This is a genomic window from Pelotomaculum terephthalicicum JT (assembly GCF_022410535.1).
Taxonomy (GTDB): Bacteria; Bacillota; Desulfotomaculia; order Desulfotomaculales; family Pelotomaculaceae; genus Pelotomaculum_D; species Pelotomaculum_D terephthalicicum.
Genome location: NZ_JAKNBL010000006.1, coordinates 80,076 through 94,604, shown reverse-complemented (window position 1 = coordinate 94,604; position 14,529 = coordinate 80,076). Strand labels below are relative to the sequence as shown.

Genomic DNA, 14,529 nt, shown 5'->3' with positions numbered 1-14,529 from the left:
TTAACGTGGGGTGAGAAAATGAAATACGAAGAAAAAATTGATGCTTTTGTAAATCTTTTAAAAGATTCTTCCCGCACCTTCGCCCTGACTGGCGCAGGGATCAGCACAGAGAGCGGCATACCGGATTACCGCAGTCCCGGTACAGGTCTTTGGAATAAGTTCGACCCAATGAAAGTTGCCTGCGTTTCGGCGTTGCGCCGTGATCCGGCGGCATTTTACCAGAATAATTTAAAACGCTGGACAACCTACTCCGGGGCTGAACCTAACCCGGCGCACTATGCCCTGGCCCAACTGGAACGGGAAGGCTTATTAATTGGGGTAATCACCCAGAACATTGACGGACTGCACCGGAAGGCCGGTTCCAAAAGGGTATGGGAGGTGCATGGTCATTTGCGGACCTGTCATTGTTTTGATTGTAAAAACAGTTATCCTTTTGAAATTTTGATTAATCAGTTTGAAAGCGGGAAAAACCCGCCACGCTGCGAAAAATGCAACGGTGTGTTGCGCCCTGACATCGTACTGTTCGAGGATTCAATGGGTGATGACTATTTGCAAGCAACAAAGGTTATTTCCGGCTGCCAGCTTCTGATTGTTGTCGGAAGCAGCCTGCAGGTCTACCCGGTCGCTTCGCTGCCGGACTACGCCAGACAACTGGTAATCATCAATCAGGATGAGACTCCCTGGGACAGCCAGGCAGATCTGGTCATTAACGAGAAATCCGGGCAAGTATTTATTGACACCCTGGCGGCGCTGGGGATAAAGGGACAGTAATTTAATGAACAGTTTGAATAGATACGTTACCTTTAAATTAGAAGAACGATTGTTTGGATTATATCTTTCCCACGTAGAAAGAATCATTCGAGCGGTAGAAGTAACCCCATTGCCGCAAGCGCCGGAAGTTGTACTTGGTGTGATCAACATGCAGGGCAGGATTATTCCAGTTGTTAATATAAGGAACCGATTCGGGTTGCCCTGCCGGGAAATATCTTTGAGCGACCATTTCATCATTGCCAATACGTCAAGGCGAACTATAGCCCTGGTGGCAGACGCGGTAGGCGGTGTTGTTGAACGGCCGGAACAAGAGGTCATTGCAGCCGGAGAGATCATGCCCGGTATTGAGTACGTTGAAAGCGTAATAAAACTTGAAGACGGTATGATCATGATCCTTGATCTTGGCAGGCTGCTGTTCCACGAAGAAGAACAAGCCTTGAACGAAGTAATAAAGGAGATATGAAAGAAGGAAGAAAAATGACCGCCGGTATACCGGATATCGTCCTTTCACAACTCAATGAATTTCTTGCCGCTCAAATGGGTCTGGACTTTCCGGAAAAGCGCCGTCATGAGCTCGAGCGAGGGATTAGCGCCGCCGCTCTAGACTTCGGTTTTGGAGATACCGAATCGTGCATCCGCTGGTTAATGTCATCACAATTATCAAAAAAACAGATCGAAATTTTGGCTGGCCGTCTGACTGTCGGTGAAACCTATTTTTTTCGTAATATGAAAATTTTTGAGGCGCTTGAGAAACTCATTCTCCCCGAATTAATTGATTCACGTACCTATAGTGGAAAAGAGCAAAGATTGAGAATATGGAGCGCCGGTTGCAGCACCGGCGAGGAGCCATATTCTATCGCGATCCTGCTTGATAAAATGGCTTATTATTTAAAGGATTGGCATATTACTATTCTTGGCACGGACATTAATTCTTACTTTATTCGAAAAGCGCTAGCGGGTATTTACAGTGAATGGTCGTTTCGCGGCACACCGCCATGGATCAAAGAAAGATTTTTTAAGCGGTCAGAGGATGACCGCTTTGAGGTTCTGCCCCATATTAAAAAAATGGTTCGGTTTTTTCATCTTAATTTGGCAGATGATATTTATCCGTCGATGGTAAATAGTACTAATGAGATGGATGTGATTTTTTGCCGTAATGTGCTCATATACCTTTCGCCTGAACAAAAGAAAAAAGTCATTAAACGTCTTTTCCACTCTCTTAAGCCTGGTGGTTGGCTGATCACCAGTCCTTCCGAAACCTCGCCCGTTTTTTTTCCGCAATTTACTAAGATAAATTTTGGTGGAACAATTTTGTTTAAAAAAGATAACAAACAGAATTATATGATAAATAATGCAGAAACAATGTTTTCAATATCCGACAATAAACCGGATTTTATTTCCGGTCTTGAATATCTGCCTGAGCGCGCAGATATCATTCGAACTGAGCTGTCGGAAAAAACAGCCGACCAACCAGTTGGTAACGGTTTATTACATGACGCGCAGGCTTTCAACGAAGAGTGCCGCAACGACATAACATTGATTCAGTCAGCACGGGCATGCGCTAATCAGGGAAGACTGGCTGAAGCGCGGGAATGGTGTGAAAAGGCTATTTGCGCCGATAAACTCAATTCAGTTTTGTATTATCTCCTTGCTACAATTCTGCAAGAACAAGAGCGAGTCGAAGAAGCGATAATATCATTAAAACGCGCGCTTTATCTTGACCCCAAATTTGTTCTTGCACATTTTACGCTTGGAAATATCACCATGCGGCAGGGAAATTATCATGAATCGGAGAAACACTATGAGAATGCTCTTATAGTTTTAAACAACTATGCTCAAGAAGATATTTTGCCGGAATCCGAAGGTATTACCGCCGGCAGGCTCTCGGAGGTTATCACTAATATAATTGGAAGAAAGATTTTGAAATAAGGAAGACAGGCCTGAGTATGTGCTATCCAATTAATGAGCAGGCGACGGTGCGAGAATGAAGAAGATTGTCTGGAATGAAATTTATAACCGTCTGGAAAATGCCAGGACGGCTGCCGAGAGGGGATTAACACCTTCTCATGAAGAAAAAAAAATGATCCTCAGAGCCAGAGCGAAAATACTTGCTCAAGCACCAAAAAATAAAGAATCTACTGAAACGCATCTGAAAATCGTCAAGTTTCTTTTGAACGGTGAGAAATATGCGGTTGACTCGGCATTTATCCGTGAGGTCTGCTCACTAAAGGAAATAACACCGCTGCCCTGTACACCGCCGTTTGTTCTTGGAATAATCAATGTCCGGGGACAAATATTATCGGTCGTTGATATAAATAAATTTTTTGGCATTCCGGGAAAAGGAGCTAACGTCCTCAATAAAACCATTATTGTGCACACATCTGAAATGGAGTTTGCCATACCGGCGGAAACCATCACCGGCGTAGGGTATATTGCACGCGATGAAATTCCACCATTGCCGCCAACCTTGACCAACATACGCGCGGAATATCTGAGAGGTATGACCGGAGAACAGTTCATTGTTCTTGATATGGCAAGAATTCTATCCGACAAGCGGATTGTCGTTAGCGAAGAAGCATAAGTGTGAAACGGAGGAAAAACAAATACACAGGGGTGACAAAATGAATTTTAGAGACATGAAAATAGGTACGCGGCTTGGTCTAGGCTTCGGGCTGGTCCTGGTCCTGCTCGTTATTTCCACGCTGGTAGGGAATAGAAGTATGGGGAAGATTCAAGATGAAATGAATCAGATCTATAACGTTAACGTTGTCAGTATGGAATTAGCTTATGATATGTTGGATTCGATGGCCATCATCTCGCGTGAAACCCGAACTATTCTGCTGTTGGAGGATTTTAACGCCAAACAAGAATCCAGCAGCAAGATCGAAGAAGCCCGGGCGAGATACAATAAGGACTTTGCCAGTCTTAAGGAGCTGGACAACACTGTTGAAGGTAAGGCTCTATTGGCAAATGTGGAGAACGCTATCGACTCAGGCAAGATATCCAACGATAAAGTGGTTAGTTTAGGCCTGGCCGGTAAAAGCGCCGAAGCAGTTTCTGAAATTAACAGAGATGCTATGCCTGGGATGGCTAAGATAGAGGATTCATTGAAAAAAGTTGTCAATTACCAGGAGGAGCGCAGCAAAACACGTTTTAATGAGGCGGCGAATGAATACACCAGGACTCGTTTGTTTATGTTAATTACCGGCGGCACAGCGATATTATTGGGGATACTTATTTCCTGGTTGATCACTTTCTTCATCACGCGCAGCATCACAAATCCCTTAAAAACAGCAGTGGGCGTCGCCGAACAGATCGCGGCGCGGAATTTGAGAGTCAATGTGCCTGCAAATGAGAGCCGGAGCGAAATAGGTTTTCTGATTCAATCATTCCACAAGATGGTGGAGAATTTAAGGGAGGAAATCAGGCAGATTATGGAAGGGGTAAGCGTTCTGGCTTCCTCCGCCACCGAGATATCAGTCTCAACCGTTCAGTTTGCTTCCGGCGCGGCGGAATCCGCGGCTTCGGTTAGTGAGACAACTGCAACTATGGAAGAAGTTAGACAGATAGTTCAGGTTTCCAGTCAAAAAGCCAAATATATTTCGGAGATTGCCCAAAAAGCAATGCAGGTTTCACAAAATGGTCAGGAGTCGGTCAATGAGACGATCAAGAGAATGGATCTGATTCAAGAACAGATGGCCTCTATCGCTGAGAGTATTGTGCAATTCAGTGAACAGAGCCAGGCTATAGGGGAACTAATTTCCATAGTTGACGACGTGGCGGAACAGTCAAACCTTTTGGCGGTCAACGCCTCGATTGAGGCGGCCAAGGCAGAGGAACACGGGCAGGGGTTTGCCGTGGTGGCCCATGAAATCAAGAGCCTGGCGGAACAATCGAAGCAAGCGACAGCCCAGGTGCGGAGAATTTTGAACGACATCCAAAAAGCCACCAGCGCGGCAGTAATGGCTACGGAACAAGGAAGCAAAGCGGTGGATGCCGGTGTAAAACAATCCACTGAAGCGAGCGAGTCGATCAAGACTATGGCAAATACAATTTCTGAAGCAACGCATGCGGTAACACAAATTGCGGTAACCGCCCAGCAGCAGTTAACCGGAATTGATCAGGTGGCTTTGGCGATGAATAATATCGAGCAAGCAAGCAATCAGAACGTTGACAGCGCGAGACAGCTGGAAACAGCAGCGCTCAAATTGGACGAACTGGGACGGAGGTTGAAGGAGTTGGTTGAGCAGTACCAGGTATAAAGAATCGGGGGAGCCAACATGCCCATGCAAGAAAATAAAAAAGAAACCGACTTGCTTAAAAGACTTCGGTCACTGTTTAAAATTGAAGCAGAAGAGCGTCTTAAAGCAATGTCCGCCGGATTGCTTGAATTAGAGAAAACAACGTCTATTGAAAAGCAAACGGCGTTTGTTGAAGCTGTTTTCCGGGAGGCGCACAGCTTAAAAGGCGCGGCGCGGGCTGTCAACATGACGGATATTGAAACGATTTGCCAGTCACTGGAGAGTGTTCTGGCTATTTTGAAGCGCAAGGAGATTAACCCGTCGCCTGAACTTTTTGACAAGCTCCATAATGCAGTCGACACGATAAACAAGCTGCTTTACACTGCCGCAGGAGGACAAGTCCCAATAACAAAACTCATTCAACAGTTAGCCGACCTGGAGACCGGCAAGCAGACAAGCGGCACAACAACTGAGGAACCAATACCACAATTGCAAATAAGCTTCCCGGCGGATCCGCCGGGTCACGACACCGGGATCGGCACCGCCGGTCAAGATGCTCCAGATATTGGAGAAAGGCCGGCCGTATCAGAAACGGTGAGGATTTCCACGGAAAAGTTGGACTCCCTTTTGCGGCAAGCCGAGGAAATGTTGTCCATAAAACTGGCACTGGACCGGTATGTCACCGACTTGCAGGATCTTCAGGATATGCTTGGCCGCTGGGATAAGGAATGTGCGAAAAATCATCAAGCTATACGAACTGGTAAAGACAACTTGCAGTTTGCCAAACTTTTGGAGTTTCTTGATTGGAATCATAATTGTGTTAAATTAATGGAAAGCAAAGTAAATACGCTGATAAAATTAACGGAAAACGATCGCCGTTCGATTGGCGGAAACGTGGATAATTTCCAAAAAAATATAAGAAAAGCACTGATGCTTCCCTTTTCCTCACTTCTGGCAACTTTCCCCAAAATGATTCGCGACCTGTCCAGGGTTCAAAACAAGGAAGTGGAGTTGATTTTGCAGGGAAGTGAGAAAGAAATCGACAAACGCATCCTCGAAGATATGAAGGATCCCTTTATCCATTTATTGCGGAATTGTGTTGATCACGGAATAGAGACACCGGCAGAGCGGGAAAAAAACAAAAAACCGCGGTGCGGGAAAGTTACCGTGACTATTTCACAGATAACCGGCCACAAGGTTGAGATCCTTGTTTCTGATGACGGAACTGGAATTAATTTGGATAAAGTTAAAGAATCTGCTGTAAAGAAGGGGATATTGTCTGAAAAGGATTATAATAAACTCAGCAAGCAAGAAGCGCTGGAGCTGATATTTCAGTCGGAAGTATCTACAAGTCCGATAATTACCGATATCTCAGGCAGAGGACTCGGACTTGCCATTGTACGAGAGAAGGTGGAAAAGCTTGGCGGAATAATCTCAGTGGAAACCGGGCCTCAAACCGGGTCATCTTTCCGCATCATTATTCCGGTGACCCTGGCTACTTTCAGGGGGATTCTCGTTAGAGCGGCTGAGCAGTTGTTTGTAATACCTTCAACTAACGTGGAAAGAGTTACGAGAATCAGACAAGAGGAGATAAAAACAGCCGAAGACAAGGAGCTCGTATCCCTGAAGGGTTGCGCCGTTTCCTTCGTCAGGCTTGCTGATGTATTGGAGCTTGCCCGGCAAGATAATAAAGATAAGAGTTCAGGATATATCCTGGTGCTGCTTCTTGGCACTGCTGAAAAGCGGATTGCCTTCGCTGTTGACGAAATTGTGTGTGAGCAGGAGGTGCTGGTCAAAAGTCTCGGCAAGCAGCTTCCCCGGGTGAGGAATGTCAGCGGCGCCACTGTCCTTGGCTCCGGAAGGGTAGTTCCTATTCTAAATATTCCAGATTTACTGAAATCAACGCTAAAGATTAATACCTCCGCTGGAACTGTCTCGGCAGCCGAAACATTGAGCGCAAATAAAAAATTAGTTTTAGTTGTGGAAGATTCAATTACTTCAAGAATGTTATTAAAAAATATTTTGGAGGCATCCGGGTACAGTGTCAAAACCGCCGTTGATGGTATTGAGGCGTTAACTGCGCTGAAAACTGAGGATTTTGATTTGGTTGTGTCAGATGTTGAAATGCCGAGGATGAATGGGTTTGAGCTCACATCCAGGATGCGTGCGGATAAGAAATATGCGCGGCTGCCTGTTGTATTGGTGACTGGTCTTGATTCCCGGGAAGACCGGGAGCGCGGCATAGATGCGGGAGCTGACGCTTATATTGTGAAAAGTAGTTTCGACCATGGCAATTTATTAGAGGTCATTGATAAACTTATCTAACTAGTTGAGATACTATCCTTTTTGTTTTGTCATCTGGGAGGGAATGGTATGAACGACATCGATATTCTGATTGTGGAAGACAGTCTGACCCAGGCAGAGCAACTGAGATATACCCTTGAACAGTACGACTATCATGTAACAGTATCGTATAATGGTTTAGAAGCTATTGAAAATATTAAGAAAAGAAAACCGACAATAGTGATCAGTGATGTGGTCATGCCGGAAATGGATGGTTATGAACTCTGCCGGCAGATCAAGTCTGATGAAAGATTTAAGGACATTCCAGTTATACTTTTGACATCATTGTCGGAACCTGTTGATGTTATCAACGGGCTAAAGTGCGGCACAAGCAACTTTATTATTAAGCCTTACAACGAGCAATTTCTTCTCTCCCGCATCCGCCACATCCTGGCAAACATGGAACTGAGAAAAAACGGGATTGCGGCGGAAATGGGCATCGAGGTTTTTTTCGCTGGCCAAAAGCATTATCTTAACTCAGAACGTATCCAGATTTTGGACTTGCTTCTTTCCACATTTGAAAATGCCGTTCAAAAAAACATTGAACTTGAGCAATCAAACAAAGAATTGACAAAGGCGCTTGAAACCATAAAGATTCTGGAAGCTGATTACCGCGCGCTCCTCGAGAGGAATGCCGACGCCATGGTTGTCGTGGATACTGAAGGAGTGATTCGTTATCTCAATCCGGCTGCGGAAATTCTTCTGGGCCGCAATAAGGAAGAACTGCTGGGTGAATTGTTTGATTTTCCTGTTATGGCTGGTGAAACAAAAGAGGTTAACATCACCCGCAAGGATGGAGTTGAGCTTATCGCTGAGGTGCGTGTGGCTGATACGAATTGGGAAGGCAACAGCGCCCTCATTGCAACACTGCGGGATGTTACTGATAATGTGCAGTTAAGAGAAAAATTGATCAGTATGTCCCTTACCGATGAACTTACCGGCCTATGCAACAGGCGTGGATTTTTAACCCTTGCCCAACAGCAGTTGGCATTAGCCAGCCGCACAAAAAGGGAAGTATTGCTGCTATATGGAGATTTGGATAACCTGAAGTGGATCAATGATAATTTAGGCCATCACGAAGGTGACCGCGCGTTAATCGAGACCGCCAATATTTTAAAAAACACTTTCCGGGATTCTGACATCATTGGTCGCATAGGTGGAGATGAGTTTGCTATTCTTATGCTCGAAGTACCTGTGTCCAGCGCTGAAGCGCTGATAGCACGTCTGCGTGAGAAGCTGGATGTCCGCAACGCTCATAAAAATTACTACAAGCTGTCAATCAGTGTTGGGATAACGCATTATGATCCGGAATCAAACTACACTATTGAGCAAATGTTAGTCGAGGCTGATAAATCGATGTATGAGCAGAAACGTGATAAGAGGCATTAGCAGTAGTGGATTGCGGGATGCCATTAACCGCTGCCATAAGCCATGACCAGGCCTTGCATGGCAAACTAACCATCGGCAGTGATGTATGGATTCGTTTCAGCCCGGACAAAGTCCACCTTATCGAAGATAAGCACATTTCCTAATCCTGCTTTTCTCTTAAAAAAATTATTAACCAATATTCACCTACTTTAATCTGCGTTTAATACGGAAAAAATAAAAAAAAATTGCTAAAACGAAAATTGGTAAATAGTCATACAATAAATAAAAGGAGTCAGGAGACAGAATGAGAAAAGATTTATCATCTGGAAATATTCTGTATTTACGACTGCTGAATTCCTAGTACCTGAATATAAGGAGGAAACTGGCCACGATTCCTTTAAAAGATAATATACCCTCCCGGGGTTTCCCGATAGTAAATATGCTATTGATTATTATTAATCTGGCAGTATTCGGGTATGAAGTATATTTGGGAAGGTATTTGGACGAGTTTATTTTTTCTCATGCGGTAATCCCGATCCAGCTTTCATCTGTAGGTATGACCGCAGATCAATTGGTGAGGCTTACTACGGCCATGTTTTTACATGGAGGTTGGTTTCATGTATTGAGCAACATGCTCTATTTATGGATTTTCGGGGATAATGTTGAAGATCGCATGGGACATTTCCGTTACCTGGTGTTTTACCTTTTGACAGGTTATATTGCCACCATAGCCCACATTTTTTACTACCCGTTTTCGAATTCGCCATTGATTGGCGCCAGCGGGGCGATCGCGGGAATTCTTGGGGCTTATTTGATTCTATATCCGCGGGCTAAAGTGCTTACCTTAGTCTTTCTGTTTATATTTATTCAAATCATACCTATCCCGGCGGTAATATTTCTGGGACTTTGGTTCGTCCTGCAAATCCTCAGCGGCGTTGCCGGCTTAACGGATCAGACCGCCCAGGGTGTCGCTTTCTGGGCGCATATCGGCGGGTTTATTGCCGGAATACTGCTTGTAAAGCTTTTTTCCCGGAGTAAAGATAGGGATTATGTTAATTATTAGGAACAAATAACCCAGCGGTGTTATGCTTCAGCAATAAACAAGCAAGAAAACTACTCTGATTTTTGGAGGGTTTCCTGCTTGTTTATTACGTGCTATTTATTGTTAAAAGGAATTGCTGATCAGCGTCTAGAAATATATTGATTAAAATCAATGGTTTTATATAAGCTGCATATTAAGGGACGGTGATTATTCATGATCCGGTTCCAATGTGATTGCGGAAATGATGACGACCAGGGAGGCTTCGATGTCTACGTGTCACAAATTGACTTGTGTGATGTGCTTACTGTCATATGCAGACAGTGCGGCTGTACGAAAGTGGAATTTGTGGCGAGCAACAGAGATACAATAACTTTATTTGATTGATATTGGGTAAACGTATTTATCGCCTGTTGAACGTAGCTGTATGGTAATCCCCGGAATATAATGTATTAAATTTATATACGGGGGTAAGGATATTGGGATGATATTATTTGTACACGGCATGGGCTTCAGCAGCGATAGAGATTATTGGAAGGATTGGGCGGTTCCTCTTCAGAATGAACTGGCGAAACAGAGCCTGGCATTAAAGGATGAGCAGTTTGGCGGAGTTTATTACTATGATCTTGTTCCCGGCCCCAAATATGGTAAGGGGCAAACCGAAGGCGTGCTGCAAATTCAAATAATGGGTTTAAAAAAGCGAGCGGAAGAAGAACTAGGTTCACTTCGCTCGCCTTACGCCAAAGAGACAGGCGCAATCCGTAAGCTTTCAGACTCAATCGTAGACAATTTCGGAGATATTTTCGCTTATTTGTACTGGGATAAAACTTATCAGGAAGTTAATAAACGTCTATACGAGGCAATTGACCAAAGTAATGAGCCTGTGCACTTAGTCGGCTACAGCTTGGGTTCGATTGTCAGTTTTTGCGCCCTCGTGGAGAATCCGGCTACCGCGCGGCAGGTAAGCCATCTGCTGCTGCTTGGCAGCCCGCTTTTCTGGTTTAAACAGGGAGTGGCAAGACACGTTGATCTAGAATCAAGACCGGCAGTTGGACGCTTTACCAATATCGCCGGAGTTATGGATATAGCTTGGCCGCAAATGGTGCCGAAAATACTTCCGGGTCTTGACAGAAATATTGATTTTATAATAAATCCCTTTAATCCGATAAAAGGCCACCAGGAGTATTTCCACAGGGAGGAAGGCTTGCAGGCGATTGCGTCTGAAGTAGTAAAGGGATGGAGCTAATTATATGCGACACGGATGAGATACGCCGCCTAGTAAAAACAGGCGGTTTTCTTTATTGTCTGGAAAAATGCTCCGCTTTTTTTATGATATAATTATTAAAAAAATGCATGATTTTCCGGCAAGCAGTTAAGGTTAATAAAAGCTTAGCCGTTCCAGCAAGTAAGTTATGTCGTAAAGAGGGTGTTCTTTTGAGTGTTGTGATCCTTGCTTTAGAAACATCTTGCGATGATACATCGGCGGCGGTGGTAGTTGACGGTACAAAGATACTGTCGAATATAATTTCATCTCAGGTGGATGTGCACGGTAAGTTTGGCGGAGTGGTACCTGAAGAGGCTTCCCGTAAACACCTGGAACTGATTAACCACGTGATCTCTGAAGCGTTGTCAGTGGCCGGACTTGGCTTCAAGGAACTGGATGCAGTTGCGGTAACATATGGACCAGGTCTGGTTGGCGCGCTTCTTGTAGGAGTGTCGGCCGCAAAAGCCATCGCTTACGGGCTGGATCTGCCTTTGATTGGCATTAATCATATCGAAGGACATATTTATGCAAACTTTCTGTCCGAGCCCAATATTGCTTTTCCCCTGATCTGCTTGGTTGTTTCAGGAGGTCATACCGACTTGGTAATGATTAAGAAACATGGTTATTATCAAGTTGCAGGAAGGACACGGGATGACGCGGCGGGTGAGGCATTCGACAAGGTAGCGCGAGCTTTGGGACTCGGTTATCCGGGGGGACCTTTAATTGACCGCCTGGCCAGGGGAGGTAAGCCCGACGCGATTGCTTTCCCCAAAGCCTATTTGGAAGAAGGTAGTTTTGATTTCAGCTTTAGCGGTTTGAAGTCAGCGGTAATTAACTATATACACCGGGAGGAGCAAAACGGTGAAGAGGTGAATAGAGCGGATCTGGCTGCCGGTTTTCAAAAGGCGGTGACAGATGTATTAATTGATAAAACATTGGATGCAGCCCAAAAAGCAGGAGTGTCCACTGTTCTTCTGGCCGGAGGAGTGGCCGCGAATACCCTGCTGCGGACGGATTTGACCGGTAAGGCCGCTAAAATAAACCGCCGGGTAATCTGTCCGCCGCCGGTGCTGTGTACCGACAACGCGGCAATGATTGCCGCGGCGGCCTATTATAAATATCTAAGAAGTGCTTTCGCCCCTTTGACTTTAAACGCAGTTCCTGATTTAAAACTTGGCGAGGAAAGGTACGAAGGTAATTTCAGAGGTAAAATCATGTAATAGATTAATAATTTTGCTATTATGTATTTTTGTTATATATTTTGCCAGGAAAATAGTTATGTTAATTAATAATGCTGTGGATAATGTGCATAAGTCTGTTAATAACTTATAAATAAAGGGGTTGCCCTGTGGGAAATCAGTTTGAGATATGAATGAAAACCAAGTTGAAAATTATATATTGCATGGAGCTGTAAACGGCAATATTTTACCTCTAACATCAATGTGCAATATGCGCTGTATATTTTGCTCACACAGCCAAAACCCATCATGTGTGAGAGTCTACCGGATCGCGCCCCGCAGCGCGGCGGAGGTCGCAAGAACACTATCATTTATGGATCGGGCCTATCCGGTGGTAATCGGCGAATCGGTTACCAGGATTATTGAAGGAGAACCATTTACCCATCCAGGCATAGAAGATATTCTGCAACTGGTCCGTGACAGGTTTACCGGTACGACAATACAGATCACTACCAACGGCAGTCTGCTGGATGAGAGTATGGTAAAGATGTTGAAAACACTGGGCAAAGTTGTGATCAACCTTTCTTTGAACAGCGCCACTGAAGCAGGCCGTGCGTTATTAATGGGTGATAAAAATGCTCTCAGCTCAATAAAATGCCCGATTTTGTTGCAAGAACACAAAGTTCCTTTTCATGGCAGTGTTGTGGCCATGCCTCATTTGGTCGGGTGGCAGGATGTCTGCAAAACAATAAAATATCTATCCGAATGCGGCGCTCAAACCATTAGAATATTGCTGCCCGGTTATTCCAGGCTGGCGCCTGCTGCTTTACAGTTTGGGCCTTCTGTTTTGCCTGAATTGCGTTTATTGGTAACACGGCTGAGGAAAGAATTATCCACTCCCTTAATCTGCGAACCCCCGGCAATCCAAGATCTGGAGCCGCGTATCGCCGGAGTAATCGACGGTACACCCGCCGGGCGGGCAGATATTAGACCGGGCGATTTAATTGTTTCTGTAAACAAAGTTAGACCTTTAACCCGCGTGCAGGCATTTAATGAAATTTATAAAACAGCTTCACCGGTGCTAAAAATAAAAAGAGGAGATGAACAGAAATATGTCCGGTTAGATAAAAATTCGCGTGAACGTTCCGGTCTGGTGATGGATTATGATATAGACCCGGATCTAATAAAGGATATCAACCGGGTGATCCGACGCCGGCGGGTGTCGAAGGCGCTTGTCCTCACTTCTGAACTTGCCGGACCGGTGATTAATATGGCGCTGAAGCAATTTTATCAAGGAGCCGCGGAAATCCGGGTAGTAGTAGTGCGCAACATGTTTTTTGGAGGCTCAATTAAAGCAGCCGGTCTGCTAACTATAAAAGATTTTCAAATCGCCCTGGCGGATTTCTTCAATGAGCATCCGGGATGGCAGCCGGAGCTGGTTCTTTTGCCGGGATTGGCATTCGACCACCAGGGCAGGGACCTTACAGATCTTTCATATATGGATTTAGGAGAAAAGTACGGCACGGTCATCGATATATTATAAGTCTTTTAGCAAAGAAAACATGACGGGGTGGGGGAGTGTCCAAAAGCGCGTTAAGGAAAGCAGTGCTCCAGGAGAGGATGGCTTTAAGCTCTGCTGAAGTGACAGAGAACAGCAAGCTTATTATAAATAAAGTAATGGCGATGAAAGAGTACTGTCAGGCAAAAACTGTAATGATGTACTTGGATTTTCGCAACGAAGTGCGCACAGGAACCCTAGTGTCGCGGTCTATGGATGACGGTAAGCGGGTTGTTGTTCCTGCTACCGAAAAAAAAGACAGCGTGTTGATACCTTCTTTAATTGTGGACTACCCCGGCGACCTCCAGCCCGGCAACTGGGGTATTCTGGAGCCTAAACCGCATTGCCTGCGGCCGGTTGAACCGGGCGATATTGATTTAGTATTTGTGCCTGGAGTCGCTTTTGATCTCCGGGGCAACCGTTTAGGCTACGGCGGCGGTTATTATGACCGCTTTTTAGCCAAACTTAGTTCCCGCTCGGTTTTTATCGCCCTGGCCTTCGAGATCCAAGTGCGGCGATATGTATATCCTGCCGTTCATGATATAGCGATGCACTACCTGGTTACAGAAAAAAGGCTAATCAAAATTTTGCCGCGGGAGAAATGAGCTTATCGCACCAATTAATGGTTGGCCTAAAAAAAATGACAATTTGAAAAGGGTTATTTAATTATTTGGCGAAATATGAATTATTTAAGGTTATGAACGAGTATACCAGGTCTATGAGCCTGGTATTATACATGAGATAGGGGTATACTTAATGATAACAAT

General features: G+C 44.9%; 14 protein-coding genes. All 14 read left to right on the top strand.

The window, feature by feature from the left end; translation table 11 throughout:
* Positions 1-18: 18 nt before the first annotated feature.
* Positions 19-771 (top strand): SIR2 family NAD-dependent protein deacylase, encoded by a 753-nt coding sequence (locus L9W92_RS06405; RefSeq protein ID WP_240082910.1) that lies wholly within the window; start codon positions 19-21, stop codon positions 769-771.
* Positions 772-775: 4 nt separating this feature from the next.
* A complete protein-coding gene (locus tag L9W92_RS06400; protein WP_240082909.1) occupies positions 776-1,234 on the top strand; it encodes a chemotaxis protein CheW in 459 nt (152 codons plus the stop codon).
* Complete coding sequence (locus tag L9W92_RS06395) at positions 1,231-2,700, top strand: CheR family methyltransferase (protein WP_240082907.1); 1,470 nt, start codon at positions 1,231-1,233, stop codon at positions 2,698-2,700. Before L9W92_RS06400 ends, L9W92_RS06395 begins: the two co-directional genes overlap by 4 nt.
* Before the next feature lie 55 nt (positions 2,701-2,755).
* The gene (locus L9W92_RS06390; RefSeq protein WP_240082906.1) at positions 2,756-3,352 is read left to right on the top strand and encodes a chemotaxis protein CheW; all 597 of its coding nucleotides are present in this window, start codon (positions 2,756-2,758) and stop codon (positions 3,350-3,352) included.
* A gap of 40 nt (positions 3,353-3,392) precedes the next feature.
* Complete coding sequence (locus L9W92_RS06385; protein WP_240082905.1) at positions 3,393-5,033, top strand: methyl-accepting chemotaxis protein; 1,641 nt, start codon at positions 3,393-3,395, stop codon at positions 5,031-5,033.
* An 18-nt stretch (positions 5,034-5,051) separates the two neighbouring features.
* Positions 5,052-7,337: a hybrid sensor histidine kinase/response regulator gene (locus tag L9W92_RS06380; protein ID WP_240082903.1), complete on the top strand. Its 2,286-nt coding sequence runs from the start codon at positions 5,052-5,054 to the stop codon at positions 7,335-7,337.
* Between the two features lie 48 nt (positions 7,338-7,385).
* The gene (locus L9W92_RS06375; protein ID WP_240082902.1) at positions 7,386-8,744 is read left to right on the top strand and encodes a diguanylate cyclase; all 1,359 of its coding nucleotides are present in this window, start codon (positions 7,386-7,388) and stop codon (positions 8,742-8,744) included.
* A 5-nt stretch (positions 8,745-8,749) separates the two neighbouring features.
* Positions 8,750-8,887: a hypothetical protein gene (locus L9W92_RS06370; RefSeq protein WP_240082901.1), complete on the top strand. Its 138-nt coding sequence runs from the start codon at positions 8,750-8,752 to the stop codon at positions 8,885-8,887.
* 275 nt (positions 8,888-9,162) lie between these two features.
* Positions 9,163-9,786 (top strand): rhomboid family intramembrane serine protease, encoded by a 624-nt coding sequence (locus L9W92_RS06365; RefSeq protein WP_240082900.1) that lies wholly within the window; start codon positions 9,163-9,165, stop codon positions 9,784-9,786.
* A gap of 192 nt (positions 9,787-9,978) precedes the next feature.
* Positions 9,979-10,149, top strand: coding sequence for a hypothetical protein (locus L9W92_RS06360; RefSeq protein WP_240082899.1), 171 nt, complete (start codon positions 9,979-9,981; stop codon positions 10,147-10,149).
* 97 nt (positions 10,150-10,246) lie between these two features.
* A complete protein-coding gene (locus L9W92_RS06355) occupies positions 10,247-11,008 on the top strand; it encodes a lipase family protein (RefSeq protein WP_240082898.1) in 762 nt (253 codons plus the stop codon).
* A 188-nt stretch (positions 11,009-11,196) separates the two neighbouring features.
* The gene (gene tsaD, locus L9W92_RS06350) at positions 11,197-12,246 is read left to right on the top strand and encodes a tRNA (adenosine(37)-N6)-threonylcarbamoyltransferase complex transferase subunit TsaD (protein ID WP_240082897.1); all 1,050 of its coding nucleotides are present in this window, start codon (positions 11,197-11,199) and stop codon (positions 12,244-12,246) included.
* Positions 12,247-12,394: 148 nt separating this feature from the next.
* On the top strand, positions 12,395-13,747 hold the full coding sequence (locus tag L9W92_RS06345) for a DUF512 domain-containing protein (protein WP_312038068.1): 1,353 nt from the start codon (positions 12,395-12,397) through the stop codon (positions 13,745-13,747).
* A gap of 35 nt (positions 13,748-13,782) precedes the next feature.
* Positions 13,783-14,367: a 5-formyltetrahydrofolate cyclo-ligase gene (locus L9W92_RS06340; protein WP_240082895.1), complete on the top strand. Its 585-nt coding sequence runs from the start codon at positions 13,783-13,785 to the stop codon at positions 14,365-14,367.
* The last annotated feature ends 162 nt before the right edge of the window (positions 14,368-14,529 follow it).

Excerpts from the sequence above, each read along its gene's own strand:
- L9W92_RS06345 (WP_312038068.1), top strand. The coding sequence starts at position 12,395 with ATGAATGAAAACCAAGTTGAAAATTATATATTGCATGGAGCTGTAAAC.
- L9W92_RS06360 (WP_240082899.1), top strand. The coding sequence starts at position 9,979 with ATGATCCGGTTCCAATGTGATTGCGGAAATGATGACGACCAGGGAGGC.
- L9W92_RS06395 (WP_240082907.1), top strand. The coding sequence starts at position 1,231 with ATGAAAGAAGGAAGAAAAATGACCGCCGGTATACCGGATATCGTCCTT.
- L9W92_RS06355 (WP_240082898.1), top strand. The coding sequence starts at position 10,247 with ATGATATTATTTGTACACGGCATGGGCTTCAGCAGCGATAGAGATTAT.
- L9W92_RS06400 (WP_240082909.1), top strand. The coding sequence starts at position 776 with ATGAACAGTTTGAATAGATACGTTACCTTTAAATTAGAAGAACGATTG.
- L9W92_RS06405 (WP_240082910.1), top strand. The coding sequence starts at position 19 with ATGAAATACGAAGAAAAAATTGATGCTTTTGTAAATCTTTTAAAAGAT.
- L9W92_RS06365 (WP_240082900.1), top strand. The coding sequence starts at position 9,163 with ATGCTATTGATTATTATTAATCTGGCAGTATTCGGGTATGAAGTATAT.
- L9W92_RS06380 (WP_240082903.1), top strand. The coding sequence starts at position 5,052 with ATGCCCATGCAAGAAAATAAAAAAGAAACCGACTTGCTTAAAAGACTT.
- L9W92_RS06385 (WP_240082905.1), top strand. The coding sequence starts at position 3,393 with ATGAATTTTAGAGACATGAAAATAGGTACGCGGCTTGGTCTAGGCTTC.
- L9W92_RS06375 (WP_240082902.1), top strand. The coding sequence starts at position 7,386 with ATGAACGACATCGATATTCTGATTGTGGAAGACAGTCTGACCCAGGCA.
- L9W92_RS06390 (WP_240082906.1), top strand. The coding sequence starts at position 2,756 with ATGAAGAAGATTGTCTGGAATGAAATTTATAACCGTCTGGAAAATGCC.